This window comes from Micromonospora rubida, from assembly GCF_009908295.1.
GTDB lineage: Bacteria > Actinomycetota > Actinomycetes > Mycobacteriales > Micromonosporaceae > Micromonospora > Micromonospora rubida.
This window is the reverse complement of record NZ_JAAALO010000002.1, coordinates 147802-161479: the sequence shown is the minus strand read 5'-3', so window position 1 is coordinate 161479 and position 13678 is coordinate 147802. Positions and strand designations below refer to the sequence as shown.

The following is a 13678-nucleotide window of genomic DNA, read 5'->3' as shown; positions in this document are numbered from 1 at the left end:
CGCCGACCGGCCCGCCCAACGGCGGCCCGCCGACCGGCCCGCCCAACGGCGGCCCGCCGACCGGCCCGCCCAACGGCGGCCCGCCGACCGGCCCGCCCAACGGCGGCCCGCCGACCGGCCCGCCCAACGGCGGCCCGCCGACCGGCCCGCGCGGCGAAGAGAGATGTGATCTCCGTCGCGCGGGCCGTGGCGGCTGCCGGGCCGGCGGCGCGGGGCGGGCGGCTGCCGGGCGCGGATGTTGCGGCCCGGCGGCCGGGCCGCCCTGCGATCTTCCGGGCGGCGCCCCGCGCCGGCGTGGTCGTTGCGGTTCCGGCGCTGGTCGAGGTGGGTCGGGTCACTGCCGGGACGGGTCCGGGCCGTGGGAAAGCGTTCCCGGCCGGGGCGTCGACCTGGGTAGCCTCGCGGGCATGAGGATCGGCATTGTGGGGGCCACCGGCCAGGTCGGTGGCGTGATGCGGCAGGTGTTGGCGGAGCGCGAGTTCCCGGCGGAGCAGGTGCGGTTGTTCGCCTCCGCCCGCTCGGCGGGACGTGCCCTGCCGTGGCGGGACGGCGAGGTGACCGTCGAGGACGCGGCCACCGCCGACTACTCCGGGCTGGACATCGTGCTCTTCTCCGCCGGAAAGGGCACGGCGAAGGAGCTGGCCCCCCGGGTCGCCGAGTCCGGCGCGGTCGTGATCGACAACTCGTCGGCGTTCCGGACGGACCCGGACGTGCCGCTGGTGGTCGCCGAGGTCAACCCGCACGCCGCTGCGAACCGCCCGAAGGGCATCATCGCCAACCCGAACTGCACCACGATGGCCGCGATGCCGGTGCTGCGCCCGCTGCACGCCGAGGCGGAGCTGGTCGGCCTGGTCGTCTCGACGTACCAGGCGGTCTCCGGCGCCGGCCTGGCCGGCGTGGCCGAGCTGGACGAGCAGGTCCGCAAGGTGGCCGAGCAGGCCGCAGGGCTGGCCTTCGACGGAACGGCCGTGGAGTTCCCGGCCCCCCGGGTCTTCGCCCGGCCCATCGCGTTCAACGTGCTCCCGCTCGCCGGCTCGATCGTCGACGACGGCTCCGAGGAGACCGACGAGGAGCAGAAGCTGCGCGACGAGAGCCGCAAGATCCTGGAGATCCCCGGGCTGCGGGTCTCCGGCACCTGCGTCCGGGTCCCGGTCTTCACCGGCCACTCGCTCCAGATCAACGCCCGGTTCGCCCGGCCGATCACCCCGCAGCGGGCCCGCGAGCTGCTCGACGGTGCGCCCGGGGTGGCCCTGTCGGACGTGCCGACCCCGCTGCTGGCCGCCGGCCAGGACCCGACGTACGTGGGTCGCATCCGCGCCGACGAGACGGCGGAGCACGGCCTCGCCCTGTTCTGCTCGAACGACAACCTGCGCAAGGGCGCCGCGCTGAACGCGGTGCAGCTCGCCGAGCTGGTCGCCGCCGAGGCCCGCTGATCCCGCTCCCGCCGGCCGGGCCGTCGCGTCGGCCGGCCGGCGGGCCGCGCGCCGGGTTGGATGGACCCAGGTACGACGACTCGACCTGGAGGCTGCCGTGGCGGACGAGAAGAACCGGAACGCCCTCACCGGGCTCATCGCGGGCCGGTGGATGGGTGTGCTGGCGACCATCAAGCGGGACGGACGCCCACAGCTGTCGAACGTGGTCTACTCCTTCGACCGGGAGGCCGGGCTGATCCGGATCTCGGTCACCGACGGGCGGGCCAAGACCGCCAACCTGCGCCGGGACCCCCGGGCCAGCTTCCACGTCAGCAGCGACGACGGCTGGGCGTACGCGGTGGCTGAGGCGCGGGCCGAGCTGACCCCGGTGGCGCGTCGGCCGGACGACGCGACGGTGGAGGAACTGGTCGGGCTCTACCGGGCCGTGCAGGGCGAGCATCCCGACTGGGACGACTTCCGCGCCGCGATGGTCGCCGAGGGGCGGCTGGTGCTGCGCCTGCACGTCGAGCGGGTCTACGGCGTGCCGCCGCGCGGCTGAGCCCCGCGACAGCGGGTATCCGGCTCCTGCCACACGTTCCGGCCACCCGGCCGGCACGGAGGGCGGGGCGGGGAGCCGATGGACAGCGACCGGCACCGGCCGGGTGCCCGGCCCTGACGGCTGACCCCTTCGGCGGCCCCGATTACCGGCAACCCGGTCCGCGTTACCCCTCGGGGCGGGCGGGTAGACCGCGGGTGCCGACACCGAGAGGGGAGCACCATGACAACGGTCGGAGAGTTCATGACGACCCGGTTGGTGACGATGGACGGCAACGAGACGCTCACCGCCGCGGCGCGGGAGATGCGCGACAGCGCCATCGGCGACGTGGTGGTGACCAACGGCACCGACGTGGCCGGCATCGTCACGGACCGGGACATCACGGTCCGGGGCGTCGCCGAGGAGTTGGACCCGAACTCGACCCGGCTCAACCAGATCACCAGCCGGGACGTGATCACGGTGAGCCAGTACGACGACACGGTGGCCGCCGCCGACCTGATGCGCACCTACGCCGTACGCCGGCTGCCGGTGATCGACGACGGGCGGCTGGTCGGCCTGATCTCGATGGGCGACCTCGCGGTCGAGCGGGAGCCGCAGTCGGTGCTGGCGGACATCAGCGCCGACGACCCCAACAACTGATTGTCCGCCGCAGCGCGTCGCGCCGGCCCCCACCCGGGGGGCCGGCGTCGCGTCGCGCGCCCACGCCGTCGACGAGGCGCCTGACGGGGGACGCCCGCCTCACCCGATCCGGGCGAGGTTGACCCAGCACCGCACGGGGACCCTCCTGTGACGTCGAACGCGGATCGACGGGAGGAGAGGGCCCGATGCTGGACGCGACCACCAGGTTCTTCGAGGACCTGGACCGGCGGGGTTACGAGCCCCTGCTGACCAAGCTTTCCGGAACCCTGCGTTTCGACCTGAACGAGGGGCCGCAGACCAGGCACTGGCTGCTCAGGATCGACCGGGGGCGGATCCGGGTGAGCCAGGAGGCCCGGGAGGCCGACACCATCGCCGCGACCAGCCCGGAGCTGTTCGAGGATCTCGCCGCCGGACGGGAGAACGGCATGGCTGCGCTGATTCGCGGTGACATGACGGTGATCGGTGACATCCGACTGGTGGTGCAGGTGGAGCGGCTCTTCCCCAGCCCTCCGGACAGCCGGGAGCCGCGTCGGATCTTTCACCGGGAGGTGTACTGATGGCGAAGGCCAACATGGTCCGGATCCTCGACGGCAGCACCTTCGTGGTGTCGGAGGACACCGGCGACATCGAGGCGACGCCCTCCGAGCCGACCGGGCTGTTCTCCTTCGACACCCGGTTCCTGTCCCGCTGGGTGCTGACGGTCAACGGCGAGCGGCTCAATGCGCTCTCCTACGACGACCTCCAGTACTACCAGGCGCGGTTCTTCCTGGTGCCGGGGATGCCGACGCACTACGTCGACGCCAAGTTGTCGATCGTCCGCGAGCGGACGGTCGGCGGCAGCTTCCACGAGCAGCTGATCATCCTCAACCACGACGAGAAGGCGGTCGACCTGGAGATCAGGATGGACGCCGGTGCTGACTTCGCCGACCTGTTCCAGGTCAAGGACGAGATCCTGAACAAGAAGGGCGAGATCTACGCGGAGGCCGAGGCGGACCGGCTGCGGCTGGGCTACCGGCGGGGCAACTTCCGGCGGGAAACGGTGATCTCCTCGTCACAGGCCGCCCGGTACGACCGCAACGGCTTCGCGTACAGCGTCCACCTGGAGCCGAACGCGCGGTGGAGCACGGACATCGACGTGCATACGGCCGTGCTCGGGCCGGCCAGCCAGGACCTGCGGTTGGACCTGCGGGTGCCCAGCCACGAGCGGCCGACCCTCCAGCGCGACCTGGAGGAGTGGATCGCCGCCGCGCCGAAGGTGAACGCCGAGTGCGAGGAGCTGGCCCGCACGTACCGGCGGAGCCTGGTCGACCTGGCGGCGCTGCGCTTCTCGCCGCTGTCGCTCAGCGGGCAGATGCTGCCCGCGGCCGGACTGCCCTGGTTCATGACCATGTTCGGCCGGGACAGCATTCTGACCTGCCTACAGGTCATACCGTTCGTCCCGGAGCTGTCCCGGACCACGCTGCGCCTTCTCGGGTCGTTGCAGGGCACCCGGTTCGACGACTTCCGGGACGAGGACCCGGGGCGGATCCTGCACGAGCTGCGCTCCGGCGAGACGGCCGCGTTCGAGGAGCAGCCACACTCGCCGTACTACGGCTCGGTGGACGCGACGCCGCTGTTCCTGGTGCTGCTCGACGAGTACGAGCGGTGGACCGGGGACGTCGCGCTGGTCAGGGAGTTGGAGCAGGAGTGCCGGGCCGCGCTGAAGTGGATCGACAACTACGCCGACCTGGTCGGCAACGGCTACATCTGGTACGAGCGGCGCAACACCGACACCGGCCTGGAGAACCAGTGCTGGAAGGACTCCTGGGACTCCATCTCGTACCGGGACGGCACGCTGCCGCCGTTCCCCCGGGCCACCTGCGAGGTGCAGGGGTACGCGTACGACGCGAAGGTCCGGGCCGCCCGGATGGCGCGCGAGTTCTGGGACGACCCGGCGTTCGCCGATCAGTTGGAGCGGGAGGCGGCGCAGCTCAAGGAGCGCTTCAACCGCGACTGGTGGGTGGAGGACGGGCAGTACTTCGCCCTCGCCCTGGACCCGGACGGCCGGACGGCGGACGTGCTCAGCTCGAACATCGGCCACCTGCTGTGGAGCGGCATCGTCGACCAGGACCGGGCCGAGAAGCTCGCCGAGCACCTGGTGGGCCCGCGGCTCTTCTCCGGCTGGGGCGTGCGGACGCTGGCCGAGGGCGAGGCCCGGTACAACCCGATCGGCTACCACAACGGCACGATCTGGCCGTTCGACAACTCGTTCATCGCCTGGGGGCTGCGCCGGTACGGCTTCGCGGAGGAGGCGGCGACCATCGCCGACGGCATCCTCTCCGCCGCCACCTACTTCGACGGGCGGCTGCCCGAGGCGTTCGGCGGGTACAACCGGGAGTTGACCAAGTTCCCCGTCGAGTACCCGACGGCATGCAGCCCGCAGGCCTGGTCGACGGGTGCCCCGATGCTGCTGCTGCGCACCATGCTGGGCATCGAGCCGCACGGGGGACACCTGGCGGTCGAGCCGCGCCTGCCGGTCGGCATGGGGCGGATCGAGGTGCTGGACATCCCGGGCCGCTGGGGCCGGGTCGACGCCTTCGCCCGCGGCCGACTGAACCTGCACCAACTCTCCACCTAACCACCCGCCCCCACACCACCCGCCCACAGAACCCTCCCGCAGAACCCGTGGCGCAAATACACGGAATTAGTGCCCTTGGACGACGCCCGAGGGCACTAATTCCGTGTATTTGCGGGTGCGGGAGGGGCGGTGGGTGGGAGGAGGACGGTGTTGAGGAAGGTTGCTGTCGTGGCGTGGATGTCGGGGCGGTCCAGGGCCAGGGAATGGCCGCCGTGGGTGAGCCAGGCGTGCACCGGGTGCCCGGCGGCCAGCAGTGCGGCGGCCAGGCCGACCGACTGGCTCGCCGGCACGGCCGGGTCGGCCGTCCCCTGCACCAGCAGCACCGGGACCCCGTTGCCGACGTGGGTGGCAACGGTGACGTCCAGGGTGGCCGGGTCGCCCGGTGCGGGCCGGTGCCCGAGCAGTTCGGCCCACGGGTCGTCACCGCCGCGCAGCCGCCGCCAGTCCGTGGCCAGCGGGTCCACCGGCGGCCAGTACGCCAGCGCGCCGGCCACGTCGTCGGGCCGGTCCACGCCGCGCAGGGCGAGGTGCAGGGCCAGCATCGCGCCGGCCGAGTCGCCCCCGACCAGCAGCGGCAGGCCGTCCGCCCGGTCCCGGGCGGCCCGCGCCGCCGCCCGTACGTCGTGGAGCTGGGCCGGCCAGCGCGCCTCGGCGACGAACCGGTAGGTGGCCGGGAGCACCCGCAGCCCGTGCCCGGTCAGGGCCGCGCCGTCCTCGCTCGACCGGGCCCGCCAACCGCCGCCGTGGATCCAGAGCAGCACCCCGCGTTCCGTCATGCCGCCATCGTGCGGTCGCCGCGCCTCGGGGCGCCAGAGCGCTTTGCCGAGGGCAGAACTACTTGACCCGCCCCTCGCCGTACGTGACCTCGGCGGCGACGGCCCGTCCCTGGTGCTCCTGCACGGCGCGGGCGGCGACGCGACCGGGCTCCTCCCGTTCGCCGAGCTGCTGCGGCCCGCGTACCGGATTGTGCTGCCCGACCTGCGCGGGCACGGACGCTCCGGCGCGGCCCGGTGGAGCTGGTCCGGGGCGCTGCACGACCTCGCCCGGATCGTCTCCGCGCTGCGCCTCGACCGGCCGGCGGTCGTCGGGGTCTCCCTCGGTGGGCTGCTCGCCGCCCGGTGGGCCGCCCGCGAGCCCAGCTGCCCCGGGGCGGTCAGCCTCGACGGCCTGCCGGTGCCCAGCCGCCCCGACCAGCTCGCCGGCCTCGACCCCGACCGGGCGGCGGCGGAGCTGGCCCGGCTGGAGGCGCTCTTCGTCGGGCACACCGGCCTTGACCCGCCCTGGCCGGCGCCGGCCGATCGTCCGACACGGGCCCGCCGTCCGCCGTGGGGCGCGGCGTGCGGCCCTGCCGTCCTCCGGCCCCCAGCAGGGTAAAGTCGCCGGATGCCGGAACTTGTGTACCCGCCCGTGATCACCGCCGCCAAGACGATGTTCCGGGTCCTCGACCTGCGCCTGACCGTGGAGGGCAAGCAGCACGTGCCGCGCACCGGCGGCGCGGTCATGGCCAGCAACCACGTGAGCTACCTCGACTTCATCTTCTGCGGGTTCGGGGCGCACGAGTCCCGCCGGCTGGTCCGGTTCATGGCCAAGCACGAGGTGTTCGCGCACAAGATCTCCGGCCCGCTGATGCGCGGCATGAAGCACATCCCGGTGAACCGGCGGGCCGGCGCCGCCTCCTACAACGCGGCGGTGGACGCGCTGCGCCGCGGCGAGATCGTGGGCCTCTTCCCGGAGGCCACGATCAGCCGGTCGTTCACGGTGAAGGACCTCAAGAACGGGGCGGCCCGGATGGCGCAGGAGGCCGGCGTGCCGCTGCTGCCGGTCGCGCTCTGGGGCACCCAGCGACTCTGGACGAAGGGCCGGCCGCGCACCCTCACCCGCCGGCACACCCCGATCACCATCCTCGTCGGCGAGCCGATCGACCCGGCCGAGTACCCCGACGCGAACGCGATGAGCGCCGAGCTGAAGATCCGGCTGACCGCACTGGTCGACCGGGCCCAGCGTGAGTACCCGGACAAGCCCTCCGGCCCCGACGACGCCTGGTGGCAGCCGGCGCACCTCGGCGGCACCGCGCCGACCCTGGAGGAAGCCGCCGCGCTGGACCGGCCCGGCCGGCGTACCCCCGCCGCCTGAGAAAGCCCGGTGGCCGGCCGTTCCGGCAGGCCACCGGGCTGACCCCGCTCGGCGCGTCACGCTACGGCGACCGCCAGCAGATGCCCGCTCGAACCGAGCACGGACGGGTCCGACTCGACCACCCGAGCGCAGTCGAGCGCGTCGGTGAACAGCCGCTCGGTGGGCTGGACGCCGAGCGCGTCCAGCAGCGGCCACAGCGGTCCCTCGATCCCGTACAGCCGGGGTGCCGGCAGGCCTGCGGCGGTGAACTCGGCGACAAGCTGCTCGGGCCGGTGAAAATAGGCGGTGGTGAAGCCGGTCTCCGGGTCGTTCACGCCGCTGGCGTACGCGGCGAGCACGGCCGGGCGGGTCCGCGCGTCGATCCGGCCCTGCCGGGTCAGGTCGACCAGCGCGGCGCTCCGGCTGATTGCGGCGGCGACCACCGGCCCGCCGGGCCGGGTGACCCGGGCGGCCTCCCGCAGCGCCGCGACCCGGTCCGCCTCATCGGTGAGGTGGTAGAGCGGCCCGAGCAGCAGGGTGGCGTCCGCGCAGCCGCCGGACAGCGGCAGCCGGCGGGCGTCCGCCACGCCGGCACTCACCGCCGGGTGGTCCTGGCGGGCGGCGGTCGCGTGCGCCGGCACCAGGTCGAGCAGGTGCACCCGGTATCCGGCGGCGGCAAGCCAGCCGGCGTACACCCCCGGGCCGCCGCCGATGTCGAGCACCGTCGCCGGCGCGTCCGGCAGCACCCGGGCCAGCAGTTCCTTGGTACGCGTGAACTCCAGCCGCCCCTGCGGGGTGCGGTGCAACCGGTCCGCCTCGGCGAACACGTCCGTGTAGTAGCGCAGGATGTCCGGTTCGGCGGGGCGATGCGCGGGCATCCGTCGATTGTGTTCGTTGCGGTTTGCGCCGTCACCCGGGTTTCGGGCGGGGCGGTTCCGTGTCCGGTCAGTCGGGGCGGTCAGCGACCCGCGCCGCGTGGTGCGCCACGGTCGCGCCGAAGATGCCGTCCAGCCGGCCGCACGCGGAGCACACCAGGTCCCGGCCCACCGGCCCGCCGCAGTCGCCGCACCGGCCGGCGTCGTCCGGGTCGGTCCACCGGCCCAGCGCCTCGGTCAGGGCCCGGGCGGCCCGGTCGGTCAACCGGAAGGAGGCGTGCAGCCGGCCCACCCGCACGTCGACCGTCGCGGCGGGCTCGGCACCAGGATCGTCGTAGGGGGCGATCCGGGCCAGGAACTGTTCCATCGCCTCGATCGGGTCGGCCGGCGGCTGCGTCGTCACCCGGCCACCGTAGCGTCACACTCGGGACCGGCGGCCAATCGGCTCGAACCGCCATCTCCGTCTTCACGGCGGGAACCGCAGTAGGTGTGCCGGGCCTCCGCGCCCCGGCAGCCCCTCATCAGGTCGATCGTGGCGAGGGTACGAGGCGAGCGGAGTTCGCGGTCGATCCCGGTTAATGCGTCGAGTCGGCGGTGGGGCGCTCGGTAGGGTGCCGGGATGTCATCCCCGCGTCTCGAGAAGATCAACCCGGCCAACATCGACGCGGCGTGCGAGCTGAAGGTACGGCCAGACCAGGAGCACCTGATCGAGCCGGTCGCCCGGTCGCTGGCCGAGGCGTACGCGTGGGGCGAGATCGCCTGGCCCCGGCTCGTCTACGACGGTGCCGAGATGGTCGGCTTCCTGATGGGCTTCTTCCACATCCCGTGGCGGGAGGACACCCCGACCGATTTGCGGTCCGGGCTGTGGCGGCTGAACATCGCCGCCGAGCGGCAGGGGCGCGGGTACGGGCGCTTCGCCGTCCGGTCAGTGGCCGAGGAGGCGCGACGGCGCGGGGAGACCCGGATCTACACGACGTGGGAGCCGGGCGGCGACGGGCCGGAGGAGTTCTACCTGCGGCTCGGGTTCCGGGTCAACGGAGAGCGCAGCGGCGGAGAGACCGTCGGCGAACTGGACCTGGCCGCGTCGACCGAGGCCTGATCCGGGGTGACAGACCGGCGGCGCGCCCCGCCGACGCACTGAGGCGGCCGGGCCGGCTGGGGAGAGATCGTGAGACTGACACTGACCGCGCGTCTCGGTGGACCGGAACGTTCTCTGGTGGAAACCGTCGCCCTGCGGAGGGCGCTCAAGGCGTTGTCAGGACGGATCGAGGTCGAAGGGCTCGACGAACTCGACATCTTCCTCACGCTGGGGGGCTCGATCACCAGCGGCGAGGGCGACGGTGGCGTACACAATCTGCGGTATTCGGCCCGACGGCGACGGCTCACGGTCACCGTGGTCGTGCCCGCCTCTCAGATCGACGGCAACTCGACGGCCAAGGCGCTCGCACCGTACCTCGACATCCTGGCCCGCCGCGTCGCCGGTCGGTGCGCGCGAGCCGGAGACGCCGACGCCGTCGCCGCGTCGCTGGCGTACGTGTACGGCGAAGCGCTCCGAGCGATCCCTGGGCCCGGAACGGAAGCCTCGCCCGAGCCCGGGGCCCTTGCCGACGGTGAGTCGCCGCCGCCACAGAACGCCGAGCGTTGAGTTCGCTGTCGCGCTGCTGTCCGTAGTGGTCGGCCAAGAGCCGGGCCGGCTGTCGTGCCTGTGTCGGCCTCGGCGCGGGTGAGGGTAGTGGCGGCCGAGTGGACCTCGGCCGCCACGACTGCTTCCCTATGCGGCGGGGCAGCGGGCGCCCGCCTCGGGGAGGACGAGGTCGACCAGATACCTGTCGACCGCGCCGATGGTGCACGGGGTCCGCTGGTACGAACCGTGCCCCCAACCCTCGTAGGTGAGCAGCCGGCCGTGCTTCCCGAGCTGTTCTGCGACGTTCGTGGCCCACTCGTATCCGGTGCGCGGATCATGCAACGCGTTGAGCAGCAGCAGCCGCGCGTTGCCGGTCACGCGAAGTTTGTGCGGGGGGTTGCGCACCGGTGTCGGCCAGCCGAGACATGTTTGCACGGCGATCAGCCCGGCGCCGTACCGCACGTCCGGCGCGGCGGCCGAGGCCAGGCGTACGAGTGCGGCGTACTCGTCGTAGTCACGTACGCGTACGGGCCAGTCCGCGCAGAAGACGGCGGTGGCCACCGGAAGGACTCTCGGCGCCGGTGCGACACCGCCATTCAGACCCTTGATCATCTGCGCGAAGTCCGTCCATTTCGGCACGTTGAGCATGCCGAGCGGGAGCGCGGCGATGTCGAACGCCGTGCTCGGGGCGTACTCGCCCCGGTCGGCGCGGGCGAGCACGTCGGCCCAGATCGCCCGCACATCGGTGCCGTGCAGTACGCAGTCGGTCGAGCGGTCACACCACGCCACGAACTCGTCGAACGAGTCCTGCAACGTCGCCGCCTGCGACCGGACGAACGACGGCACGTCGAGGCTGTGGTCGAACACGCCTTCCAAGACGACTGCCCGGACACGGTACGGAAACCGCTCCGCGTACTGCGCGCCGAGCAGCGTGCCGTATGAGCTGCCATGGAACGTCAGCCGTGACTCGCCGAGTGCCCGCCTGATCGCGTCGAGGTCGTAGACAGTGCTCAGGGTGTCGGCGTAGTCAAAGACCGGACTCGTCGGGCGACAGTTTGCCCACAGCGCCTGGTTGTAGGCGACCGTGGCGTCGAAGTCGGCCTGGCTGCCCAGCAGCAGCGGTGGCTTAGGCACGGTTGGGCTCGGGGAACAATGCGGTGCGGCACTTCGACCAACACCCCGCGGGTCGAAACTGACGATGTCGAACTTGTCGAGAAGCTCATCGCTGAACCGGTCTCCTTTCCGGACCCGTTCCACGCCGGAATCGCCCGGCCCTCCGGGGCCGAACACCAGCACGCCCACTCGTTTCGCCCGGTCGCGGGCTGGACGGCGCGCCACCGCCAAGTCAAACGTGACGCCGTGCGGTCTGGACCAATCCACCGGCAGCCTCAGCGCCGCACATTGCACCACCGGATCCACTGGGACTCCCGGAATGTCGTCGGGGCATTGCCCCCACGCCAATGCCGGTCTTCGGTGGTCCGCCCCTGACGCGGCTGGCGACGTCGCGAAGGTGAGGGTTCCGGCCAGGATCATGGCGAGGCCAGCGGCAATACTTCGGTACGTCACAGCAACTCCCCAAGTGGTCGCTACAAATACGAAGCAAAGCCCATCGTGGAGGTACACCGTGCCGGCAAGCTATCGGGGCGGGCCCGGAGATGGCCCCGATGTCCGTGACGCTCCTGCATCAGGTGAACTACCGGGAGGCTCGATAATTCGGGCACCGTGCCTGATCGGGGCGCCCCGCACCGGGGAACCACCACCTCTCCCGCCAGCCGGGCCACCGTGGCGGGCCGCCGTCCGCGGACAGCAGGACTTGGTGGTTTGGCCAGTCGGGTGCGACGACGTCGAGGGCTTCGCCGGGGTGCCGGCCACCCCGCGGCGCCGGGCAACGCAGGCTCGGCGTACGGCTGGCCACGGGTGACTGGTGGGTCGGGTGGGTCCGGTGCTGGTCGAGGCCAGGCAGCTAAGGAAGCTTCTCCTGGTAAATGTGAGTGCGCCCGGCAGGATTCGAACCTGCGGCCTTGGGATTAGAAGTGGCATTAGCGCCACACTCTCTGGTTTCAGTAGGCTCTCTAGCTGCTAAAACTTCATCCCTGGTGTGCCTGGCTTTCCTTGGTGGCCCATATTTCGCACCACGAATAGCTCCACGTGGTGATCGGGTTGACTGGGGCGGACGCATTCGAGGCCTGGTAACGCTCCGTGAGTCGACTCTTTGTAGGGCTGGCATCGGCTGTCCGGCTGGATGTCTGTGATGTCGGACGTCTGTGAGGTGGTTCGGACCTTCTGTGCGTCTCAAGATGGCCCTGAACGGGCCGCATGCGCCGCCGCCGGGGCGCGCGCCGGCCGCTGTCGCTCTGCGGCCGTCACGCCTGACGCCCGGCGTGTGGCGCTGGAGAGCGGGAAGCCCGGAGGGCCGCCGCAGAACTACAGGCAGTTGGGTGGGCTGACGGGCCGGCAGCCGGCCGGGGCGCGGCGGCCGTCGTACCGCCGCGCCGTGGGTGAGTTACCGCCGGCCGTGGTGGGGATGCGGCGCGGAGGATGCGGGGCCGCCCCTCCGACCTGAAGGGCGCTGCGCGTCGCTGCACGACGGCCCTGCTGGCCGCCCTTGAACCCGGAGCATCTGCGACCCCTCGGGCCGGCGTTGCCGGCAGGCCAGGGGGCTTGCCCAGGGTTCACGCGCCGCATCCCCACCGCGGTCTCGTCGTGTACCGCTCGACGTGCTATTGCAGAATGCACACCTGGGTCGCGGGCCTCTTTACCCGCGCCGTCGATTGAGTCCATGGAGTAAGGATTCTTGAGGAGTCCTCGCCCTCGAAGTGGCACGGGCGGCGATAGCGGACATCCTTGGACGGATACCTCCGGATGCCGCGACCGTCGTGCCACAAGATCGCTATTTCATCTTCCTTATCCTCAACCACATAACCAGTTGAAGCCGAATCCTCGCCAGACACATCGATCACCTCGGATGGCAAAAATCCGTTGCCTGAAACCGGTGCGAGTATGACTACGGTCACCATCAGAAGGCCCACCATGTAGGAGCCTATGATCTGTGGATTCCAGAACAGGTCCTCCGGCCTGTCTCCGCTCCTGACGCTCCTGCCGATGCGCCACAGGATCCGAACGAACTTCTTCGGTAGCCACAGGTATATGACAGCCCCTAGTGCAGTGCCCCAACTAACGAATGAATCGGAAATGCGCTGCGGTAGCATTAGTAGATCTACAAGCAGCACAGGAATCCACAGCGCTAGGATCCTAAAGCGATGCACTGCATCCCACGTTCGCAAATGTTTCCGCTGAAAGAAAACATGGCAAACGAAGCCAATGAGGATGAGATTAGGTAATAGTGCAGCGTAGGATGCCACCAATATCGCAGTCAGATTGAGGTTCTGAGTTAAGTAGAGAAGCGTTTCTCTGTTGCCGCCGGAAAAAGCTATCAGCGAGAATCCAGCGGAAATCACAGGCGCTACCGCAAGGAGCCCTGGAACTATCGTCTGCGGCTCCATCCAGGAATGCTGCTTGCGAGGAGCGGGGGGAGCGGGTCGTCGCGAAACATACGTTCGCGGCCGGGAGGCGTTGCCGATGCGCTTCACACACAGATCATCCAGGCGCAGGTCCCACGGACCAAGCGGCGCAGGCGGGGGCCTGCGTTCCGACCGGGGAGCGCCCAACTCAGTCCCTGCCCGCTGCGTGCCCGACAGGCCAGTCAGTAGGGGGCAACAACAGTGCGTTCGGGTGGCGGTCGTCGCCGGACCGGCAGAGAACCAGCCTGATCGCCAGCACGGCTGGGCGGTCTGCCCCCGAATCGAGCACCTTCCAAATCGGCGGTAAGGTGCAGCTCGACAT

14 protein-coding genes are annotated in these 13678 nt (G+C 71.2%); 9 read left to right on the top strand and 5 right to left on the bottom strand.

All coding sequences use genetic code 11. The features are described 5' to 3' along the window. Positions 1-407: 407 nt before the first annotated feature. The 5 genes from GVV04_RS05145 to GVV04_RS05125 all read left to right on the top strand — a co-directional run bounded on the left by GVV04_RS05145 (position 408) and on the right by GVV04_RS05125 (position 5224). Entirely contained in the window at positions 408-1433 is a 1026-nt protein-coding gene (locus tag GVV04_RS05145) for an aspartate-semialdehyde dehydrogenase (RefSeq protein ID WP_161685022.1), read from the top strand. A gap of 97 nt (positions 1434-1530) precedes the next feature. Then, positions 1531-1971: a PPOX class F420-dependent oxidoreductase gene (locus tag GVV04_RS05140; protein ID WP_161685014.1), complete on the top strand. Its 441-nt coding sequence runs from the start codon at positions 1531-1533 to the stop codon at positions 1969-1971. Between the two features lie 219 nt (positions 1972-2190). Beyond that, positions 2191-2607 carry a CBS domain-containing protein gene (locus GVV04_RS05135; protein WP_161685006.1) on the top strand — a complete coding sequence of 139 codons (417 nt, stop codon included), beginning with the start codon at positions 2191-2193 and terminating at the stop codon, positions 2605-2607. A gap of 185 nt (positions 2608-2792) precedes the next feature. Then, on the top strand, positions 2793-3164 hold the full coding sequence (locus GVV04_RS05130; protein WP_161685004.1) for an SCP2 sterol-binding domain-containing protein: 372 nt from the start codon (positions 2793-2795) through the stop codon (positions 3162-3164). Further along, the gene (locus GVV04_RS05125; RefSeq protein ID WP_161685003.1) at positions 3164-5224 is read left to right on the top strand and encodes an amylo-alpha-1,6-glucosidase; all 2061 of its coding nucleotides are present in this window, start codon (positions 3164-3166) and stop codon (positions 5222-5224) included. Before GVV04_RS05130 ends, GVV04_RS05125 begins: the two co-directional genes overlap by 1 nt. Before the next feature lie 95 nt (positions 5225-5319). Here the strand turns inward: GVV04_RS05125 and GVV04_RS05120 are convergent, their stop codons facing one another. Next, the gene (locus GVV04_RS05120) at positions 5320-6000 is read right to left on the bottom strand and encodes an alpha/beta hydrolase (RefSeq protein ID WP_161685001.1); all 681 of its coding nucleotides are present in this window, start codon (positions 5998-6000) and stop codon (positions 5320-5322) included. 43 nt (positions 6001-6043) lie between these two features. Between GVV04_RS05120 and GVV04_RS05115 the strand changes: the two genes are divergently transcribed. Together GVV04_RS05115 and GVV04_RS05110 are read left to right on the top strand one after the other, a co-directional pair. Then, on the top strand, positions 6044-6598 hold the full coding sequence (locus tag GVV04_RS05115) for an alpha/beta fold hydrolase (protein ID WP_235965718.1): 555 nt from the start codon (positions 6044-6046) through the stop codon (positions 6596-6598). Between the two features lie 9 nt (positions 6599-6607). Beyond that, complete coding sequence (locus GVV04_RS05110) at positions 6608-7357, top strand: lysophospholipid acyltransferase family protein (protein ID WP_161684997.1); 750 nt, start codon at positions 6608-6610, stop codon at positions 7355-7357. Positions 7358-7413: 56 nt separating this feature from the next. Here GVV04_RS05110 and GVV04_RS05105 read toward each other — a convergent pair whose 3' ends face one another. Both GVV04_RS05105 and GVV04_RS05100 read right to left on the bottom strand, forming a co-directional pair. Next, positions 7414-8214, bottom strand: a complete 801-nt coding sequence (locus GVV04_RS05105) for a class I SAM-dependent methyltransferase (protein WP_161684995.1) — start codon at positions 8212-8214, stop codon at positions 7414-7416. A 67-nt stretch (positions 8215-8281) separates the two neighbouring features. Next, positions 8282-8614: a hypothetical protein gene (locus GVV04_RS05100; RefSeq protein WP_161684993.1), complete on the bottom strand. Its 333-nt coding sequence runs from the start codon at positions 8612-8614 to the stop codon at positions 8282-8284. A gap of 216 nt (positions 8615-8830) precedes the next feature. Here GVV04_RS05100 and GVV04_RS05095 point away from each other — a divergent pair, with 216 nt between their 5' ends. Together GVV04_RS05095 and GVV04_RS05090 are read left to right on the top strand one after the other, a co-directional pair. After that, a complete protein-coding gene (locus tag GVV04_RS05095) occupies positions 8831-9310 on the top strand; it encodes a GNAT family N-acetyltransferase (RefSeq protein ID WP_161684991.1) in 480 nt (159 codons plus the stop codon). A gap of 117 nt (positions 9311-9427) precedes the next feature. After that, positions 9428-9856, top strand: coding sequence for a hypothetical protein (locus GVV04_RS05090; RefSeq protein WP_161684989.1), 429 nt, complete (start codon positions 9428-9430; stop codon positions 9854-9856). A 126-nt stretch (positions 9857-9982) separates the two neighbouring features. Here GVV04_RS05090 and GVV04_RS05085 read toward each other — a convergent pair whose 3' ends face one another. After that, positions 9983-11368: an alpha/beta fold hydrolase gene (locus GVV04_RS05085; RefSeq protein WP_161686675.1), complete on the bottom strand. Its 1386-nt coding sequence runs from the start codon at positions 11366-11368 to the stop codon at positions 9983-9985. Between the two features lie 1187 nt (positions 11369-12555). After that, the gene (locus GVV04_RS05080) at positions 12556-13338 is read right to left on the bottom strand and encodes a hypothetical protein (protein WP_161684987.1); all 783 of its coding nucleotides are present in this window, start codon (positions 13336-13338) and stop codon (positions 12556-12558) included. Positions 13339-13678 lie beyond the last annotated feature (340 nt).

Excerpts from the sequence above, each read along its gene's own strand:
- GVV04_RS05145 (WP_161685022.1), top strand. The coding sequence starts at position 408 with ATGAGGATCGGCATTGTGGGGGCCACCGGCCAGGTCGGTGGCGTGATG.
- GVV04_RS05135 (WP_161685006.1), top strand. The coding sequence starts at position 2,191 with ATGACAACGGTCGGAGAGTTCATGACGACCCGGTTGGTGACGATGGAC.
- GVV04_RS05130 (WP_161685004.1), top strand. The coding sequence starts at position 2,793 with ATGCTGGACGCGACCACCAGGTTCTTCGAGGACCTGGACCGGCGGGGT.
- GVV04_RS05125 (WP_161685003.1), top strand. The coding sequence starts at position 3,164 with ATGGCGAAGGCCAACATGGTCCGGATCCTCGACGGCAGCACCTTCGTG.
- GVV04_RS05120 (WP_161685001.1), bottom strand. The coding sequence starts at position 6,000 with ATGACGGAACGCGGGGTGCTGCTCTGGATCCACGGCGGCGGTTGGCGG.
- GVV04_RS05110 (WP_161684997.1), top strand. The coding sequence starts at position 6,608 with ATGCCGGAACTTGTGTACCCGCCCGTGATCACCGCCGCCAAGACGATG.
- GVV04_RS05105 (WP_161684995.1), bottom strand. The coding sequence starts at position 8,214 with ATGCCCGCGCATCGCCCCGCCGAACCGGACATCCTGCGCTACTACACG.
- GVV04_RS05095 (WP_161684991.1), top strand. The coding sequence starts at position 8,831 with ATGTCATCCCCGCGTCTCGAGAAGATCAACCCGGCCAACATCGACGCG.
- GVV04_RS05085 (WP_161686675.1), bottom strand. The coding sequence starts at position 11,368 with ATGATCCTGGCCGGAACCCTCACCTTCGCGACGTCGCCAGCCGCGTCA.
- GVV04_RS05080 (WP_161684987.1), bottom strand. The coding sequence starts at position 13,338 with ATGGAGCCGCAGACGATAGTTCCAGGGCTCCTTGCGGTAGCGCCTGTG.